Genomic DNA, 16,440 nt, shown 5'->3' with positions numbered 1-16,440 from the left:
CCATGGAAACAGACCATCGGGGGCGCTGCGGCGCCCCTGTTTGTTTGCCCCCTCAGCCCAGGATCAGCAGCCACAGCCAGACTGTCAGGATACAGCTGCCGGTCGCAATCAGCACCGAGGAGGCCGCCACCCGTTTCGCGCGCCCATACATATTGGCAAAGATATAGGCGTTGAACCCCGGCGCCATGGCCGCGTTCAGCACGCCGGAGCGGAACAGATCCGGCTGCACCTTCAGCGCCGTGCCCATGCTCCAGACAATTGCCGGATGCACCATCAATGAGATCGCGCAGACAAAGCCAATGGCGCGCAGATCGCCCTCTGGCCGGTATTGCACCAGCACACCCCCCAGTGCGAACAGCGCCGCAGGCAGGGCGGCGCGAATGACCAGCGACAGCGCCTCATCCACCGCCTGCGGGATCCACAGGCCCGAGAGATTGACGACAAACCCCAGGGCGATGCCCAGGATCAGCACATTCTTGAACATCGCGCTCAGCACGGCCTTCACCGTCTTGCTGCTGCCAGCGCCCCGGCTGCGCACGATCTCCATCACCGTGATCCCCAGCCCGTAGCAAAACGGCGAGTGAAAGGCGATGATCGCATAGTTGCCGGTCAGATTGTCGGCACCATAGGCCCGTTCCGTGATCGGCAGCCCCAGCAGGACCGAATTGGAGAACAGGCAGCAAAACCCGATCGCCACGCAATCTTCCCACTCGCGTTTGAAAATCAGCCGCGCGCCCGCCATGCCCAGACAGAAACAGGCCGCGGCGCCGGTGTAGAAACTGATCAGCAGGCGCGGATCGAAACTCGCCGACAGATCCAGCGTCGCAATGGCGCGGAACAACAGGCAGGGGATGGCAAAGCTCTGGGTGAATTTCATCAGCCCATCGACATGACTGGCCTGAAAATACCCCCGCCGGGTGGCGATATACCCCGCACCGATGACCAGAAATACCGGCAGGATGACATCAATCAGGCTCTGAAACATGACGTGCCTTCCTATCGGCGGGAGAGGGGTCTGCCCACCGGCGGACGCGGATCAGATCGGGTATTCGATCACCATCCCGTCATAGGCCGGGTCGATGTGATCGGGGGTCTCTGCGGCGACCTCGGCATAATCGAGATCAATGTGCATATTGGTCAGCACCGCGCGTTTTGGGGCCATCCGGTCGATCCACTCCAGCGCCTCGTCCAGCGACAGATGGGTAGGATGTGGCTTGCGGCGCAGCGCATCCAGAATCCAGCAGTCCAGATCCTGCAATTCCACCAGCGCGCTGTCGGGGATCTTGGCCACATCCGGCAGATAGGCCAGATCGCCAATGCGGAACCCCAGCGCATCCATGGAGCCGTGGTTGACCTCAAACGGGCGCAGGGTGATATCGCCACCGGGGCCGGAGATGGTCAGCGGTCCATCAATGCTGCGCAGGTCCAGAATGGGCGGGTAGGGAGAGCCTTCGGGCTGCACAAAGGCATAGCCGAACCGCGACAGCAGCGCGTTCTGCGTTTCACCATCGGCATAGACCGGAATGCGGTCGCGCATGTTGAAGACGATCATGCGCAGATCGTCAATGCCATGCACATGGTCGGCATGGGAATGGGTGTAGACCACCCCGTCCAGCCGCCCGATACCACTGTCCAGCAACTGGCTTCGCATATCCGGGGAGGTGTCGATCAGCACCGTTGTGGTGCCCTCCGGCCCCTCACGCTCCACCAGCAGCGAACAGCGCCGCCGGGTGTTGCGCGGATTGGTCGGGTCGCAGGCACCCCAATGCCCGCCAAGACGCGGCACCCCACCGGAGGAGCCGCAGCCCAGAATGGTAAAGCGCAGCACGCCCATCAGGCGGCAGCCTCATATTGGGCGACTTTCCAGAACAGCCGGTCGAAATTTGCCTGCGTCTGCGCGGCAAAATCGGCGTAATCCACACCAAACACCTCGGCACCCACGCGGGCGGTATGGGCGGTATAGGCCGGCTCATTGCGTTTGCCGCGATAGGGGGGCGGCGCCAGATAGGGCGCGTCGGTTTCCACCAGAATACGCTCCAGCGGGGCGGCGGCAAAAATATCGCGCAGCTCCTGGCTCTTGGGGAAGGCGGCGATGCCCGACATCGACAGGTAGAACCCCAGATCCAGCGCCGCCCGTGCCAGTTCGGGCGAGGAGGAGAAACAGTGCATGACGCAGCTATAGGCGCCCTTGGCCATCTCATCGCGCAGGATCATCGCCATATCATCATCCGCCGCGCGGGCATGGATGATCAGCGGCAGGCCGGTTTCCCGCGCTGCCGTGATATGGGTCCTGAGCGAGGTCTTCTGCACCTCCGCACTCTCAGCGGTATAGTGATAGTCCAGCCCGGTCTCGCCGATGCCGACAAACTTGGGATGCTGGGCCAGCGTCACCAGCTCATCAACCGACACCAGCGGCTCATCCGCGGCGCTCATCGGGTGGGTGCCGGCGGCATAGAACACCGGCGCATGCGCTTCGGCGATGGCGCGCACGGTGGGTTCATTGCGCAGCTTGGTGCAGATAGTGACCATCCGGGTGACACCGGCCTCTGCCGCGCGCGTGATCAGCGCGTCCAGCTCGCCCTCGAAATCGGGGAAATCCAGATGGCAATGGCTGTCCGTGATGGACGGGGTCATGGGGGAAAGGCTCTCGGTCATCTGTGCTCTCTGTCGCGTCCTGCGGGGCGGTCCGGTCGCCCGGATCAGCGCGCCGCAGTGTCCTGCATCTTGAAAACCGTATCTAGAACAAGTGCTGCGGGGTCAAGGTTCACCGCCTGACCGTGGCGCATCCGGGCTGTCACCTGCGCTGCCAGATCCGCCCAGGCCCGCGCCTTCTGCGGTGTTGGTGAAAGCCGCGACAGCACCGCGGCCTCCTGCGGGGCGGCCTCCGGCTGCGGCGCCATTCCGGTGGCCCCGGTGCGCGCCAGCCGCGCCAGCGCGGTGTCGATCAGCGTCAGCAGCAGCTCGAATTTGTCGGCCGCACCGCGCGCTGCGGCCTGTTCCGCCAGCGCCATGGCGCGCTGCCGATCCAGCCGGGGCATACTGTCCAGCAGCCGCACCACATCGCTATAGGCCTGTAGGCCGCCAAGGTTCAGCAGCCGCAGCGCCGCCCCGACAGAGCCATTGGCCAATGCGGCCAGATGATCGGCCTGACCGGGCAGCTCGGCCCCCGCCTGATTGAGCGCGGCCAGCATATCCTCAGGCCCCAGCGGCGACAGCCGCAGCAGGCGACAGCGCGACCGGATCGTCGGCAACAGCCGCGAGGGCTGATGCGACACCAGCAAGAGCGTCGTGCGGGCAGGCGGCTCCTCCAGCATCTTCAGCAGCGCGTTGGCGGCGCTGGTGTTCATCTCGTCGGCGGCATCGACAATCACCACCCGGCGCCCGCCGTCAGTTGCCGACAGGCCAAAGAACTTGTTCAGTGCGCGGATGTCATCGACAACGATCTGATCGCGCAGCTTTCCCTTGTCGTTGATGCTGTGGGTGATCGAGGCCAGCCCCGGCTCCGCCAGCGCCTGAATACGGTGCTTCACCGGGTGGTCCGCGCCAATCTCCAGCGAGGTGGCAGGCGGCGGCGCGCCAAACAGACCGGCATCCTCCGCCGGGGGCTGCGCCAGCAGAAAGGCCGCGATCCGCCAGGCCAGCGTCGCCTTGCCCACACCCTGCGGTCCGGTCACGAGCCAGCCGTGATGCAGCCGGTCCGAATTGAAGGCGGTCAGGAAATCCTGCTCTGCCTGATCCTGTCCGAACAGTTGAACCGTCTCGCGCGGGTGCGGCGCGCCAACGGTCTGATCCGCGCGCAGGGGGGCGTCATCCTTGCTCATCTCGCCGCGCCATTCTCTGCGGCGGCTGAGGTCACGCCGGGCAGCGACGGGGTGACGGTCGCCAGGACATCCTCGGCCACCAGCTCAATCGGGCGGTCCCCGTCAATGACGCGAAACCGGTCGGCAAACTCCTCCGCCAGCGCCAGAAATCCCGCGCGCATCCGCTGTTGCAGATCCAGACCGAAATCCTCGAACCGCTCCTCGCTGCCCTGACGCCCCTTGGCGCGGGCCAGCCCCTTGGCCGGGTCCATGTCGATCAGCACGGTCAGATCCGGTTCCTGCCCGATCATCAGCGCGTGCAGCTGGTCGACGCTGGCGCGCAGATCGCCGCGCGACAGCCCCTGATACATCCGGGTGCTATCGGCAAAGCGGTCGCAGACCACCACCTTGCCTGCCGCCAGCGCAGGCAGGATCCGCCGTTCCATATGGTCGCGCCGTGCCGCCGTGAACAACAGCAGCTCGGTCTCCGCAGACCAGCGGTCAGGATCCCCCTCCAGCACCAGACGGCGGATTTCCTCGGCACCATCGGAGCCTCCCGGCTCACGGGTCAGCACCACCTCATGGCCACGCGCCTCCAGCGCCTCGGCCAGCAGCCGGCATTGTGTCGATTTGCCGGACCCGTCGATTCCCTCAAAGGTCACGAACAGGCCGGGGTAAGCAGAGGCACCGCCGGAGCCAGCGGCAGGTTTGGCTGCTGTCACTGGCTGACCTCGGGACCGCTGAGGAAGCGTTTCACCAGCACCTGGGCTGCGGTTTTCACCCGCACCGGAAAGCCGCCGGTCGGAATGTCCTTCTCCGCCACCAGCGGCAGGCGCACCTCGGGCAGCTCATCCGGTTGCAGCACCAGCTCGGCCAGTTTCTGGCCCTTTTCGATGGGGGCATCAATCGGCCCGGTATAGACCACCTCGCCGGTGATTTCGCGGCCCGCAAGCGCAGGCAACAACACATTCAGATCCTCGGCAGGCACCAGCCCTACGGTTGTCTCTGCCCCGCGCCAGACCTCGGCTTCTGCGACCGGAACACCCGCTTTAGCCACCGTTTTTTTGGCAAATTGGCGAAACGACCAGTTAACGATGGCCTCGGCCTCCTCTGCGCGGGCGGTGGTGCTGTCCAGACCGGTGATCACAAAAATCACCCGTCGGTCACCCTGTGCCGCGGAGCCCACCAGACCATACCCCGCCTCGGATGTGTGACCGGTCTTCAGACCATCCGCGCCAATGCCCAGACCCAGCAGCGGGTTGCGGTTGCGCACATTGGAGGGCGCGCGGCCATCAAATTCAAACTCCCGCTCGGCAAACAGCGGATAATACTGGGGGAAATCCTCGATCAGCTTTTCCGCCAGAATCGCCAGATCCTGCACCGACATACGGTGCCCGGCGGCGGGCCAGCCGTTGGAATTGGCAAAGGTGGAATTCTCCATCCCCATTTCCTGCGCCCGCTTGGTCATGTAGCGGGCAAACCCCGCCTCGGTGCCATCCGGGCTCAGCGCTTCGGCCAGCACCACACAGGCATCATTGCCTGACAGCACGATGATCCCGCGCAACAGATCCTCGACCCGGACCCGGTCCTGGGTGTTGAGGAACATGGTCGAGCCCTTGTAGCTCATCGCGTGTTCACTGACCGGCAGCCGCTCATCCAGCGTCAGGCGGCCATCGCGGATCGCCTCAAACGCCACATAGAGCGTCATCAGCTTCGACATCGACGCAGGCGGCAGCGCCAGATCGGCGTTCTTGGCCAGCAGCACCGTGTCGGTCTCCTGATCCAGCACATAGGCGGCGCGGGCGCGGGTATCAAAAGCCGCCGCCGACAGCGCCGAGAGGCTGACCAGAAGGCCAGCCGCACAGGTCAGTTTCAAGGCAGAGCGAAACGGGGGGGGAAGAAAGGTCATGACAGGGTCGTCTTTCCGATTGGTCAGGTCAGGCAGCGCCGCACAGGCAGGGTCAATTGGTGACCGCATAGGCATCGGAGAAGCCGACGTCCTTTACGCTCTTCAGCAGCTGACTGCGTTCTGATTTCGATTGAGCCGGACCCACAAGCACCCTCCAGAACGGCTTGCCGTTGCTGGATTGGGCCAGGACAGAGGGCACAAGCCCGGCGTTGCGCATCTGATCGGCGGTGCGTTTGGCATTGGCCTCAACGCTGAAGATGCCGATCTGGATATAGGGTTTGCTCAGCGATGAGCTGGCCGCCGCCACCTTGGCTGTCGCAGCGGGTGCTGCGCTCACGGCGGCGGGCGCCGGGGCAATGGCGGTGGGGGCTGCGGCATCAATCGCAGCGGCTGCATCGGCAATCGGATCAAGCGGCTGGATGTCGATGTCAGCGGCATCGCTGATTGCGATATCCCCGTCATCCAGCAGCTCCGGCGCAGGTTGATCCGGGTCGGCCACAGCTTCGCGGCGCAGGGCGGTCACATTCAGTTCAACCGGCGCGCCCGCCAGCATGCCAAGCGCCTCGGCGGCATCGGAGGAGACCTGTAACCGGGGGCCGGGGATCTCCCGCTCGCGCCGGAACAGCGCGCCGATCACAAATTTGCCATTGGTCTGATTGCGGATGATCACCTGTTCGGGATCTTCGGCATCCGGATGCGCCACCCAGACCCCGCCCAGCGACGGGCGACCATCCCAGAGACCCGCTTCGGTCACCTGGAACACTTCCGGCGCCTCGACCTCGCGTTCCACCAGCCGGGTGCTGCTTGAGGGCGTGACGGCGCCTGCGTCCTGCGCCTTTGGTTTCAGAAAGGCCAGCCCGGGGCCGTCCTCGCAGGCACCAAGGATCATAAGCCCGGCCAATGCCGCAGCCAGCCGCGCCCCGCGACGCGGCGCACCGAGGCGTCGCGCGCTGTGTTTCCGTGTCGACATAGCGTGAACCATGTGTGCTTCCTTGCCTGTATCTGACGGCGTCCCGCGCCCGGTCTTGTGCTCAGCCATATGACCAGTCACCCACCCCGAGCCGGTTGCTCCGGCGTCAGCTGTTCCTGTACCGGTTGTTCCGGCGCCCTTATGCTGGGCGCAGCATAGCCGTCAGGCAATCGCATGGAAACCCTGCCGCCGCCTGCTCGGCAAGATTTCGAAGATCGCGGATCCGCCCGCCCTCCACGTCCCCGCAGGGGGCCAACAGCGGCTGAGCACGGCGCTGCAGAAATGCCGCCCGCTGCAATTCCCTCTTGCCAGAACGGCAACCAGCGCCTAAACCCTGCGCCGACCGGGGAGGTGGCAGAGTGGTCGAATGCGGCGGTCTTGAAAACCGTTGAACGTGAGAGCGTTCCCAGGGTTCGAATCCCTGTCTCCCCGCCACTCCAGCCGCCCTAAGCTCAAGCGCATGGCCATAGGCATAGCCGAGCGCGAGACCGGACATCTGCGCAGCTGTTGTCAGCTGCGCCGCAGCAGGTAGATATCCATGATCCAGCCGTGATCCGCACGCGCCTTGGCACGGGTCTCGATGATCTGATCGGTGACCTCGGCCAGCGGACCCGAGATCGAAATCTCATTCGCCATGCCGGCATAGGCCGTCCACCAGATGTCGATGCCGTCAGCCTCAAGAGACTGGAACGAACAGGCGCCATCCAGCATCACAACCACGGTATCTGCAGTGGCAGGCCAGCCGGCATCGCGCAGCTGTCGTCCGGTGGTGATGGTGAAGGGGCCGTTGATCGTATTGATCGGGATCGCATGGGCCGCCGTCAGCGCCTGAATGGAGGTGATGCCGGGAATGACGCGCAGGGCAATCTCGGCCCGTGTTTTCAGCCGGTCCGCAATCCGCATCGTACTGTCATAGAGCGACGGATCCCCCCAGACCAGAAACCCGACCGCGCCGCCCTCGGGCAGGTGGCTGGTGATGGTCTGCCACCAGATCTCGGCAATGGCGTCGTGCCAGTCATCCACCCGTTGGCGGTAATCCTGTGTCGCCTCATCGCGCACCGGCAGGTCGAATTCCACGATACGGGGGCCATCGCCCTGCTGTCCGCGACTGCGGATCGCCTCGGCGCAGATCGCCTGTCGCAGTCCCGCCAGATCATCTTTCCCGGCCCCTTTGTTGGGGATCAGGATCAGATCCTGCGCGTTCAGTGCCTCAACGGCCTGCAGGGTCAGATGCTGCGGGTTGCCAGTGCCAATGCCGATCAGGGTGAGGTCAATCATTGCGGGGCCTTTCAGACGAAAACACGGCCCCGAAGGCGGGGCCGTGCCGGTTCACTCATGTGCCAAGGATCAGGCGTTGTTGTAAAGACGCGGCGTGACCAGCGCGCTGCCATTGAGGCCACGCGTCGCCTTTGCCGCCGCCAGAACGGCCAGATCGGCAATCGGCTCGATCAGGATGACCAGCATATAGGCGCCGCCAAAGCTCAGCACCGAGGTCACGGTCGCGCTGCCAAATCCCTGACCGTAGAAGGCCCAGAACGCCACCCAGGCCACCACGCCGCCCTGATAGGCGGTGCTCAATGCCAGCGCCTGGCTGTATTTCAGGTCGATATAGGCGGTGCCCGGCGCGATGATGCGGCTGGCCAGCGCCTGCAGCGCAAACAGTGGCACCAAGAGCGTGGTCAGGTTGATGAAGTACATCGGCAGATCAAACGGCGCAAAGAACACGCCCTGGATCAGCAGACCCATCGCCAGACCAAAGGCCGCAGGCGCGGACCCGAGGATCAGGAACAGGGTCGAGCCGAGAATGAAATGCACCTCGGAGACGCCCACCGGGAAATGCGGCAGCACTTCAAAGAACACCAGCACACCCACGGTCGCGATCATCGCGCGCATCGCGTAGGAGGCGATATTGGTCCTTTTCAGATCCACAAAGGTCTCTTTTGCAGCATAGGTCGCGGCACCGGCTGCGGTGGCATAGGACAAGCCAATTTTGGTGGCATCAACGATGCCCGGTTCGATATGCATATCTGTCTCCTCTCCGTCTCACCCGACGGGTTGATTATGTGGTATGGCCGGTCTCCTGACTCGCGGGTCGCTGCTTGCTTTCCCCCTTCCCAGCCAGTTGGCCAGTGGGTGTTGGAAAGCTGCTCGCCGCTCACAGTCGCGGGGGCGGTTGAGGCTTCGGTGCCGCAATTGGGTCCACCGTTCCTCATTCCCGTTTCAGTCCTGACGCTTCGCGCCGTTGGACACCATATGGCGCCTATGTGGCCCCTGCGCCCCGACTCGGTCAAGTTTGAATCCGGCCCCGGAGAAGGCGATTGCGACGCGCCCTTGGGTCAGCTGCGGCGAACACGCGAAAATGGAAATGCCCCACCCGCAAAACACGGGGAGGGTGTGGCGCTCTCAGAGCGGGATGACCTCTGGTCCGGGCGCAGGGATCGCGCGGTGACGGCGGGTCAGTGGTCGTCCTTGGCCTTCACGGCGGCATGGGCCGGATCCGCAGGCTGATCGGCAAGCGGGCCATAGAGGATCAGCACCGGCGCGGTGGTCTCCATCGCACGCAGCACCTCCGGCAGCTCGCCCACCGTGTGGCAATGCAGCTCCTGCTCCGGCGTCGACACCCCCAGTGCAATCAGCGCATGGGTCTGCGGGGGCAGCCCCGCCTCCAGCAGCTTCTCCGCCAGCGCCGCAAAGGTCCGCTTGCCCATATAGACCACGGTGGTCGCATCCGGGTCCGCCAGTGCGGCGAGGTTCAGCTGATCGGGCAGCCCACCGGTCACATCATGGCCGGTGATGAATTGCAATCGCCGCGCCGTCAGCCGCCGGGTCAGCGGGATATTCGCCGCCGCCGCCGCTGCCGAGGCCGCGGTAACGCCGGGCACGATCTCGAACCCGATACCCGCCTGCCGCAGCGCGGTGATTTCTTCCTCCAGCCGGCCAAAGACACCGGAATCGCCCGATTTCAGCCGCACCACATGCAGCCCACTTTGGGCATAATCCACCAGAAGCTGGCTCACATGGTCCTGCTTGGGGGAGGGACGTCCGGCCCGTTTGCCCACGCCCACCAGATCCGCGTCGGCGCGGGCATGGGTCAGGATCGGCCCCGAGGACAGGTCGTCAAACAGCACCGCATCCGCAGCCTCCAGCCGTTTGACCGCCTTCACGGTCAAGAGCTCCGGGTCGCCCGGACCGGAGGAGACAAAGGAGACAAAACCGCTCATGCGCGCTCTCCCGTGATCAGGTGAAAGAACGTGCCGGTAACATGGCCCTTGATCGAGCCGGTCTCTGGCACCGGGCCGCCGTCGGCATCCATGACATTGGCCAGCGGCGCATCGGGTTCTTCCAGAATGGTCGAATAATGGAACTCATGGCCGCGCAGTGCTGTGCCTGCGTCAAATCCGGGCATCGCCGCCTGAAGCACCGCACGGCGGTAGCCAAGGTGGAACTTGCGCTTCTCGTAGGAGGTCACGAGGCCCAAGAGGCCCAGCATCCGGTGGCGGTTGCCCTCCTTGTCGATCAGCGCCTCGCCCAGGGCCATGTAGCCGCCGCATTCGCCATGCACCGGTTTGGTCTCGGCGTGCTTGCGGACACCGGCGCGGAAGGTCTCCGCCGCCGCCAGCGTGCCGCCGTGCAGCTCGGGGTAGCCGCCGGGCAGCCAGACCAGATCGGCATCCGCCGCAGGGGCTTCATCGGCCAGCGGCGAGAACGGCAGGATCTCTGCTCCCGCCGCGCGCCAGCCTTCCAGCAGGTGCGGATAGGTGAAGGAAAACGCCGCATCCCGCGCCAGCGCAATCCGCTGGGCAGGTGGCTTTGGCAGGCTGGCCGGCGCGGGTGCGGGACCTGCCAGGGCAGCTGCCTTGATCGCGTCGAGGTCGACATTCTCGCGCAGGAACGCCGCATAGCCCGCGATGGCGGCTTCCAGATCGGGATGCTCCACCGCCTGGATCAGACCCAGATGCCGCTCCGGCAAAGCCAGATCGCCGCGTCGGGGCAGGGAGCCGAGCACCTTGATGCCTGCCTTCTCCATCCCCAGCCGGGTCAGCCGCTCATGGCGCGGGCTGGCTACACGATTGAGGATCACCCCGGCAAAGGGCACTTCGGTGTCATAATTCTTGAACCCCAGCGCCGTGGCCGCCGCCGATTGCGCCTGTCCGCCCACGTCTACCACCAGCACCACCGGCCAGCCCATCCGCTTGGCGGTCTCGGCGGAGGAGCCAAAGCCCGACTGCCCGCGCGTCGCCACACCGTCATAAAGGCCCATGGAGCCTTCTCCGACGCAGATTTCCGCCCCCGCAGATTGCGCTGTGACTGCATCCAGCAGGCCGCCGTCCATCGCCCAGGTATCGAGGTTGAAACTGGGCCGTTTCGCCGCCGCCAGGTGAAAGGCCGGGTCGATATAATCCGGCCCGCTCTTGTAGGGCTGCACCACCAGCCCGTCTTCGGCCAGCGCCCTGAGCAGGCCCAGCATCACGGTGGTCTTGCCGGTGCCCGAAGAGGGGGCCGAGATCATCAGTCCGGGAGGGTTCATATTTGTCATGGCCTTAGTCGTCCCCATGGCTCCAGCTCGACCACGGGCTGTCGGCGCTCTGCGGCCGGTAGCGGCGATCGTATTCGGTGGAATAGAGGCAGCTTTCGTCAAAGCCTTCGCCCTTCAGCACCGGTCCAACAAGGATCAGCGCGGTGCGGGAGATTTTCTCGTCCAGCGCATCCTTCAGGGTCTCCAGCGTGGCGCGGATGATCTGCTGATCCGGCCAGCTGGCGCGGTAAACCACCGCCACCGGACAATCCGCGCCGTAATGGGGCGCGAGGCTGTCCACCACATGGTCCAGATTGCCGATCGACAGGTGAATGGCCAGCGTGGCACCGGTACGGGCGAAATTCTCCAGCGTCTCGCCCTCGGGCATCGAGGACGCGCGCCCCGGCGTGCGGGTCAGCACAACCGACTGGCCAAGGCCCGGCAGGGTCAGCTCGGTGCCGAGCGCCGCCGCCGCAGCGGCAAAGGATGGCACACCGGGGGTGACGCTCACCGGAATGCCCTCCGCCTTCAATCGGCGCAGCTGTTCGCCCATCGCCGACCACACCGACAGATCGCCCGAATGCAACCGCGCCACGTCCTGTCCCGCCTCATGCGCCGCCTTGATCTCCGCCACGATGGCATCCAGATCCATCGCCGCGGTGTTCACGATCTTTGCATCCTCGGGGCAATGGCTCAGGATCTCCTCCGGCACCAGCGAGCCCGCGTAGAGGCACACCGGGCAGGCGGCGATGATATCGCGCCCGCGCAGGGTCAGAAGGTCGGCAGCGCCAGGTCCGGCGCCAATGAAGTGAACGGTCATGGCTCAAGTCTTTCTGCTATGGCCGCGGTGGCAAGCCCATCCGCGGTGACAACTCTCGGGGAAACAAGGCGCGCGCGCGCGCCCTTCACCCCATGGCGCGCCCCGGCCAGCGCCGCGGCTTCCGCCAGCGACCCGGTGCCGAACCGCGCCTTTATCCTTGGCGAGCAGGTCAATGTCTGCTCCCCGGCTATATCCTGTTCCTGCAACGAAATCACCGGCAGCCCAAGGCTGCGCGCAAACTCCTGCATAGCGGGGGCGTCGGCCTTCTGAGCGATGGAGGCCAGCGCATCCACCCGCTCCCCGGTCAGCGCCAGCGCGGCCTGCAAATCCGCCGCAGTGGCCGCTCTGCGGAACCCGATGCCTGCCACTTTCATCGCGTGACACTCCATTGTATGACAGGCCGCGCCCGGCGCCAGTCGCGCATGGAGCCCAGCGGTCCGGCCTCGGCGATCTCCGCTTTCAAGAGATGCCCGCCACGGTCCGCATGGGCGCGCATCAGCAGGGTTTCGGTTTCCAGCGTCACCCCATTGGCAACCAGCCGGGTGCCTGCGGGCAGGATGTCCCACAGATGATCCAGCAGCGCCTGCGACCCGCCGCCGCCGATGAACACGCAGTCGGGCATCTCAAATCCGTCCAACACCTCCGGCGCCTTGCCCAGCACAGCGGTCATCCGGTGATCCAGCCCAAAGGCGGAGGTATTGGCGCGAATGTTTTCCAGCCGGCTTTCGCGCGGCTCGAAGGTGATCGCCCGCGCGCTGCGTGCCGCCAGGCACCACTCCACCGAGACGGACCCAGACCCGCCGCCGATGTCCCACAGCAGCTCACCTGCGCGCGGGGCCAGCGCCGACAGGGTCAGCGCCCGAATGGGGCGTTTGGTGATCTGCCCGTCACTGGAAAAGAGGTCATCCGCCAGCCCCGACGCCTGCGGCAGCCCGGGCCGCATGGCCTCGATGGCCATAAGGACCGGCGCTTCTGTCTGCGGCAGATCCCAGGCTTCGGCTGTTGCTTGGCGCAGCCGTTGCCTTGGCCCGCCCAGCCGTTCCATCAGATGAAGCCGCGCGTCGGGCTGGCCGTTTGCAGCCAGCCATTGCGCCAGCTCCGCCGGTGCCTTGCCATCGCGCAGGGTGCAGATCAGGCGCACGCCCCGGCCCAGAAGCGGCAGCAGCCGCGCAAAAGGTGCGGCATGAAGGCCAAGGCACAGAACCTCCTCCAGCTTCCAGCCCAGAAGATTGGCGGCCAGCGCAAAACAGGATGGCGCCGGGTGCGACACCCATTCACCCGCCTCCAGATCCCGCATCAGCGAGCCGCCGGCGCCATGCCAGAACGGATCGCCGGAGGCGAGAACAGCGACTCTGCGCCCGCGCATCGCCAGCACCGGCCCGGTGGAAAACGGCACCGGCCAGGGCTGACCCTTGCTGCCGGCCTCCACCAGCTCCAGATGCCGCGGGCCGCCAAAGATCACCTCGGCCTGCTCCAGCGCCTTCCGGCTTGCATCGCTTAAGGAATCCAGTCCATTTTCGCCCAGACCAATGATTGTGAGCCAGTGCTTGGAAAGGCCATCAGACATGACACGCATCCTTCTGCTGGGCGGCACCACCGAGGCCTCGCAATTGGCCAAAACCCTTGCGGAAACTGGCGCGGATGCAGTGTTTTCCTACGCGGGCCGCACAGCCAAACCGGTCAACCAGCCGCTGCCCACCCGCATTGGCGGCTTTGGTGGCGTGGAGGGGCTGGCGGCATACCTTCAGGCCGAAAACATCACCCATGTGGTCGACGCGACCCACCCGTTCGCGGCGCAGATGAGCACCAATGCGGTGCACGCCTGCGAAGCGGCGGGCGTGCCGCTCTGTGCCTTCGAACGCCCGGCCTGGCAGGCGGGGGAGGGCGACCGGTGGGTTCACACGGACAGCATCGAAGGCGCGGTAAATGCTCTGCCGGATTCCCCCGCGCGGGTGTTTCTGGCGATCGGCAAACAGAACCTTGCGCAATTCGCCGCCAAACCGCAGCACCACTACCTTCTGCGGCTGGTGGACGAACCTGAGGCCGACTTGCCGCTGCCAAACACCACGGTCGAAATCGCCCGCGGGCCGTTTGACGTGGCGGGCGACACAGATCTGATGCAGCGCCATGCCATCACCCATATCGTGGCCAAGAACGCCGGCGGTGCAGGCGCAGCCGCCAAACTCACCGCCGCGCGCACCCTCGGTCTGCCGGTCATCATGATCGGCAGACCCGAGGTGCCTCAGCGGCCCGTATTGGGCAGCGTGGCAGAGGTGATGGCCTGGCTGTTGCATTCCGCCGCTTAACCCTCAGCCGCGTAGCGGGGGGTGTAAACGTAATGGCCCACCCGCCGCGTGTCGCGGTTGCCGACAATAACCACCGTGCGCATGTCGGCCATCTCGGGCGTTGCGTCCTTCAGCGGCACGGTCAGCAGCTCCTGCCCGGGCTTGGTCACGTCGCGGGCAAAGGTGATCAGCGTCTCCGCACCGCAGGCCTCGCGCAGGATCTCCAGCGCGCGGGCAAACTGATGCGGTCGCGACTTGGAGCGCGGGTTGTAGAACGCCATCGCCAGACCGGCCTCGCCAACCAGTTGCAGGCGTTTTTCAATGAGGCTCCAGGGCTTCAGATTGTCGCTGAGGTTGATGGCGGCAAAGTCATGCCCCAAGGGCGCGCCGATGGCAGCAGCGGCGGCCAGCATGGCGGTGATACCGGGCAGCACCTTGATCTCCAGATCCAGCCACTCGGGGTTGCTTTCGGCACTGTTCTCCAGCGCCTCAAACACAGCGGAGGCCATGGCGAACACCCCCGGATCACCGGAGGAGACAACGACAACCCGCTTGCCCTCGGCGGCCATTTCCAGCGCATGGGTGGCGCGGTCCACTTCGACACGGTTGTCGGTGGCGTGCAGGATCAGGCCCTCACGCGGCGCGACCCGGTTGACGTAAGGGATATAGCCAACGATATCCGTGGCCTCATCAATGGCGTCGCGCACCTCCTGCGTTACCAATGCCTCGTTGCCGGGCCCAAGCCCCGCAATCACCACCCAGCCGTTTTGCGATACAGTCATGGCCGGCGCCCCTGTCCGTGAACCAAGACGATAGAGAAATAGGGCACCTCGCCGTCGATCTCCGACAGCTTCTGCACGGTTTGCCCGGGCATGGTGCCGCGTTCGACCAGCCAGGCGTCATCGGCGCGGCCCGCACGTTCCAGGGCGCGGCGCAGCTTGGGCAGGTTGCGGCCGATTTTCATGACGACCAGCGCGTCGGTTTCCGCGGCGCGTTTGGCCAGCTCATCCTCGCTGAGGGTGGCCATCGCCACGGTCAGCACATCATCGCCCCAGGTGATCGGCTGGCCGGAGGCGGTCCAGCAGCCGGACATGCCGGTGATGCCGGGAATGATCTCCTGCGCGGCCCGGCCCTGAAGGCGGGTATATAGGTGCATGTAGGAGCCATAGAGGAACGGATCCCCCTCACAGAGCACCACGACGTCCTCGGTCTGGGCAATCTCGGCCAATGTGTCGGCCCAGCGGTCATAGAACTCCGCCAGTACCCGGTTGTATTCGGGATCGGAGAAATGGATCTCGGTGGTGACCGGGTATTCCATCGCGTGTTCGGTGACGCCGTCTGCCAGCATGCCTTCGACAATCGCGCGGGCCTGGCCCTTGCGGCCGGCCTTGCGGAAATAGGCGATGTGACGCGCGCCGGAAATCATCCGGTGCGAGCGCAGGCTCATCAGATCGGGATCGCCGGGGCCGAGCCCCGCGCAGATGACTTTGCCCTTCGCAATGGTCATGGCTTACTCTTTCCAGCTCGCCAGCGCGTTCACGGCAGCGACAGTGATTGCAGACCCGCCGAGGCGCCCTTTGACGATCATCGACGGCACTGGCAGATCTTCCATCAGCGCCTCTTTGGATTCCATCGCACCGACAAAACCGACGGGACAGCCGATAATGGCGGCGGGGCGGGGGCAATCGGGGTCTTTCAGCATGTTCAACAGGTGAAACAGCGCGGTTGGGGCATTGCCGATGGCCACGACCGCACCTTCCAGTTTCGGGCGCCAAAGCTCCAGCGCGGCGGCGGAGCGGGTGTTGGACATCTCCTTGGCCAGCTCCGGCACCTTTGGGTCGCGCAGGGTACAGATCACCTCATTGTCCGCGGGCAGGCGCGGGCGGGTGATGCCCTCGGAGACCATATACGCATCGCAGAGGATCGGCGCGCCCTTGGCAAGGGCTGCGCGGGCGGTTTCGGCCATGCCTTCGGAAAACCGCACATGCTCCTCCAGCCCCACCATGCCTGCGGCGTGGATCATGCGGACGACGACAACTTCCTCGTCCTTGCTGAAGCGCGCCAGATCGGCCTCGCGGCGGATGGTGGCAAAGCTTTCGGCATAGATCGCGGCGCCATTGGTTTCATAGGTGTGGAGCAT

General features: G+C 65.3%; 18 protein-coding genes, 1 tRNA gene and 1 riboswitch. Of the genes, 2 read left to right on the top strand and 17 right to left on the bottom strand.

What is annotated here, in order from left to right:
- Window positions 1–52: 52 nt before the first annotated feature.
- From VWY60_RS11360 to VWY60_RS11330, 7 genes are read right to left on the bottom strand one after another with little or no spacing between them, the layout of a single operon-like run.
- Entirely contained in the window at window positions 53–985 is a 933-nt protein-coding gene (locus tag VWY60_RS11360; protein ID WP_416540513.1) for an AEC family transporter, read from the bottom strand.
- Window positions 986–1,036: 51 nt separating this feature from the next.
- The gene (locus VWY60_RS11355; RefSeq protein WP_340544870.1) at window positions 1,037–1,834 is read right to left on the bottom strand and encodes an MBL fold metallo-hydrolase; all 798 of its coding nucleotides are present in this window, start codon (window positions 1,832–1,834) and stop codon (window positions 1,037–1,039) included.
- Entirely contained in the window at window positions 1,834–2,655 is an 822-nt protein-coding gene (locus tag VWY60_RS11350) for a TatD family hydrolase (RefSeq protein WP_416540512.1), read from the bottom strand. Before VWY60_RS11350 ends, VWY60_RS11355 begins: the two co-directional genes overlap by 1 nt.
- A 44-nt stretch (window positions 2,656–2,699) precedes the next feature.
- The gene (locus VWY60_RS11345) at window positions 2,700–3,821 is read right to left on the bottom strand and encodes a DNA polymerase III subunit delta' (RefSeq protein WP_416540511.1); all 1,122 of its coding nucleotides are present in this window, start codon (window positions 3,819–3,821) and stop codon (window positions 2,700–2,702) included.
- On the bottom strand, window positions 3,818–4,522 hold the full coding sequence (tmk, locus tag VWY60_RS11340; RefSeq protein ID WP_416540510.1) for a dTMP kinase: 705 nt from the start codon (window positions 4,520–4,522) through the stop codon (window positions 3,818–3,820). The genes VWY60_RS11345 and tmk overlap by 4 nt, the downstream gene beginning before the upstream one ends.
- Window positions 4,519–5,709, bottom strand: a complete 1,191-nt coding sequence (locus VWY60_RS11335; RefSeq protein WP_416540509.1) for a D-alanyl-D-alanine carboxypeptidase family protein — start codon at window positions 5,707–5,709, stop codon at window positions 4,519–4,521. Before VWY60_RS11335 ends, tmk begins: the two co-directional genes overlap by 4 nt.
- 52 nt (window positions 5,710–5,761) lie before the next feature.
- Window positions 5,762–6,691: an SPOR domain-containing protein gene (locus tag VWY60_RS11330; protein ID WP_416540508.1), complete on the bottom strand. Its 930-nt coding sequence runs from the start codon at window positions 6,689–6,691 to the stop codon at window positions 5,762–5,764.
- Between the two features lie 333 nt (window positions 6,692–7,024).
- Here VWY60_RS11330 and VWY60_RS11325 point away from each other — a divergent pair.
- Window positions 7,025–7,114, top strand: a tRNA-Ser gene (locus VWY60_RS11325).
- 75 nt (window positions 7,115–7,189) lie between these two features.
- Here VWY60_RS11325 and cobF read toward each other — a convergent pair.
- The 7 genes from cobF to cbiE all read right to left on the bottom strand — a co-directional run bounded on the left by cobF (window position 7,190) and on the right by cbiE (window position 13,582).
- Window positions 7,190–7,957 (bottom strand): precorrin-6A synthase (deacetylating), encoded by a 768-nt coding sequence (cobF, locus tag VWY60_RS11320; RefSeq protein WP_340544877.1) that lies wholly within the window; start codon window positions 7,955–7,957, stop codon window positions 7,190–7,192.
- Between the two features lie 69 nt (window positions 7,958–8,026).
- On the bottom strand, window positions 8,027–8,704 hold the full coding sequence (locus tag VWY60_RS11315) for an energy-coupling factor ABC transporter permease (protein ID WP_416534760.1): 678 nt from the start codon (window positions 8,702–8,704) through the stop codon (window positions 8,027–8,029).
- A 27-nt stretch (window positions 8,705–8,731) separates the two neighbouring features.
- Window positions 8,732–8,948: riboswitch (cobalamin riboswitch) on the bottom strand.
- A gap of 187 nt (window positions 8,949–9,135) precedes the next feature.
- Window positions 9,136–9,900 carry a uroporphyrinogen-III C-methyltransferase gene (gene cobA / locus VWY60_RS11310; RefSeq protein WP_416540507.1) on the bottom strand — a complete coding sequence of 255 codons (765 nt, stop codon included), beginning with the start codon at window positions 9,898–9,900 and terminating at the stop codon, window positions 9,136–9,138.
- Complete coding sequence (locus VWY60_RS11305; RefSeq protein ID WP_340544880.1) at window positions 9,897–11,216, bottom strand: cobyrinate a,c-diamide synthase; 1,320 nt, start codon at window positions 11,214–11,216, stop codon at window positions 9,897–9,899. Before VWY60_RS11305 ends, cobA begins: the two co-directional genes overlap by 4 nt.
- A 4-nt stretch (window positions 11,217–11,220) precedes the next feature.
- The gene (cobM, locus tag VWY60_RS11300; RefSeq protein WP_340544881.1) at window positions 11,221–12,015 is read right to left on the bottom strand and encodes a precorrin-4 C(11)-methyltransferase; all 795 of its coding nucleotides are present in this window, start codon (window positions 12,013–12,015) and stop codon (window positions 11,221–11,223) included.
- Complete coding sequence (locus VWY60_RS11295) at window positions 12,012–12,389, bottom strand: cobalamin biosynthesis protein (protein WP_416540506.1); 378 nt, start codon at window positions 12,387–12,389, stop codon at window positions 12,012–12,014. The genes cobM and VWY60_RS11295 overlap by 4 nt, the downstream gene beginning before the upstream one ends.
- Complete coding sequence (gene cbiE, locus VWY60_RS11290; protein WP_416540505.1) at window positions 12,386–13,582, bottom strand: precorrin-6y C5,15-methyltransferase (decarboxylating) subunit CbiE; 1,197 nt, start codon at window positions 13,580–13,582, stop codon at window positions 12,386–12,388. Before cbiE ends, VWY60_RS11295 begins: the two co-directional genes overlap by 4 nt.
- Here cbiE and VWY60_RS11285 point away from each other — a divergent pair.
- On the top strand, window positions 13,581–14,321 hold the full coding sequence (locus VWY60_RS11285) for a cobalt-precorrin-6A reductase (RefSeq protein ID WP_416540504.1): 741 nt from the start codon (window positions 13,581–13,583) through the stop codon (window positions 14,319–14,321). The genes cbiE and VWY60_RS11285 overlap by 2 nt on opposite strands.
- Here VWY60_RS11285 and cobJ read toward each other — a convergent pair.
- The 3 genes from cobJ to VWY60_RS11270 are packed head-to-tail and all read right to left on the bottom strand — an operon-like array spanning window position 14,318 to window position 16,440.
- Window positions 14,318–15,082 carry a precorrin-3B C(17)-methyltransferase gene (gene cobJ, locus VWY60_RS11280; RefSeq protein ID WP_416540503.1) on the bottom strand — a complete coding sequence of 255 codons (765 nt, stop codon included), beginning with the start codon at window positions 15,080–15,082 and terminating at the stop codon, window positions 14,318–14,320. The two genes, VWY60_RS11285 and cobJ, sit on opposite strands and share 4 nt — an antisense overlap.
- Complete coding sequence (locus tag VWY60_RS11275; RefSeq protein WP_260087413.1) at window positions 15,079–15,807, bottom strand: precorrin-2 C(20)-methyltransferase; 729 nt, start codon at window positions 15,805–15,807, stop codon at window positions 15,079–15,081. The genes cobJ and VWY60_RS11275 overlap by 4 nt, the downstream gene beginning before the upstream one ends.
- Before the next feature lie 3 nt (window positions 15,808–15,810).
- Complete coding sequence (locus tag VWY60_RS11270) at window positions 15,811–16,440, bottom strand: precorrin-8X methylmutase (protein WP_416540502.1); 630 nt, start codon at window positions 16,438–16,440, stop codon at window positions 15,811–15,813.

The organism is Phaeobacter sp. JH20_26, assembly GCF_048056275.1.
GTDB classification, from domain to species: Bacteria; Pseudomonadota; Alphaproteobacteria; order Rhodobacterales; family Rhodobacteraceae; genus Phaeobacter; species Phaeobacter bryozoorum.
The sequence above is the reverse complement of the archived record's forward strand: the minus strand, read 5'-3'. Positions and strand labels throughout refer to the sequence as shown.

Bases quoted from the DNA above. Each gene is read 5' to 3' on its own strand.
- cbiE (WP_416540505.1), bottom strand. From the start codon at position 13,582: ATGTCTGATGGCCTTTCCAAGCACTGGCTCACAATCATTGGTCTGGGC.
- VWY60_RS11350 (WP_416540512.1), bottom strand. From the start codon at position 2,655: ATGACCGAGAGCCTTTCCCCCATGACCCCGTCCATCACGGACAGCCAT.
- VWY60_RS11285 (WP_416540504.1), top strand. From the start codon at position 13,581: ATGACACGCATCCTTCTGCTGGGCGGCACCACCGAGGCCTCGCAATTG.
- cobA (WP_416540507.1), bottom strand. From the start codon at position 9,900: ATGAGCGGTTTTGTCTCCTTTGTCTCCTCCGGTCCGGGCGACCCGGAG.
- VWY60_RS11275 (WP_260087413.1), bottom strand. From the start codon at position 15,807: ATGACCATTGCGAAGGGCAAAGTCATCTGCGCGGGGCTCGGCCCCGGC.
- VWY60_RS11270 (WP_416540502.1), bottom strand. From the start codon at position 16,440: ATGCTCCACACCTATGAAACCAATGGCGCCGCGATCTATGCCGAAAGC.
- VWY60_RS11305 (WP_340544880.1), bottom strand. From the start codon at position 11,216: ATGACAAATATGAACCCTCCCGGACTGATGATCTCGGCCCCCTCTTCG.
- cobF (WP_340544877.1), bottom strand. From the start codon at position 7,957: ATGATTGACCTCACCCTGATCGGCATTGGCACTGGCAACCCGCAGCAT.
- cobJ (WP_416540503.1), bottom strand. From the start codon at position 15,082: ATGACTGTATCGCAAAACGGCTGGGTGGTGATTGCGGGGCTTGGGCCC.
- cobM (WP_340544881.1), bottom strand. From the start codon at position 12,015: ATGACCGTTCACTTCATTGGCGCCGGACCTGGCGCTGCCGACCTTCTG.
- VWY60_RS11315 (WP_416534760.1), bottom strand. From the start codon at position 8,704: ATGCATATCGAACCGGGCATCGTTGATGCCACCAAAATTGGCTTGTCC.
- VWY60_RS11335 (WP_416540509.1), bottom strand. From the start codon at position 5,709: ATGACCTTTCTTCCCCCCCCGTTTCGCTCTGCCTTGAAACTGACCTGT.
- VWY60_RS11360 (WP_416540513.1), bottom strand. From the start codon at position 985: ATGTTTCAGAGCCTGATTGATGTCATCCTGCCGGTATTTCTGGTCATC.
- VWY60_RS11355 (WP_340544870.1), bottom strand. From the start codon at position 1,834: ATGGGCGTGCTGCGCTTTACCATTCTGGGCTGCGGCTCCTCCGGTGGG.
- VWY60_RS11345 (WP_416540511.1), bottom strand. From the start codon at position 3,821: ATGAGCAAGGATGACGCCCCCCTGCGCGCGGATCAGACCGTTGGCGCG.
- VWY60_RS11295 (WP_416540506.1), bottom strand. From the start codon at position 12,389: ATGAAAGTGGCAGGCATCGGGTTCCGCAGAGCGGCCACTGCGGCGGAT.
- VWY60_RS11330 (WP_416540508.1), bottom strand. From the start codon at position 6,691: ATGGTTCACGCTATGTCGACACGGAAACACAGCGCGCGACGCCTCGGT.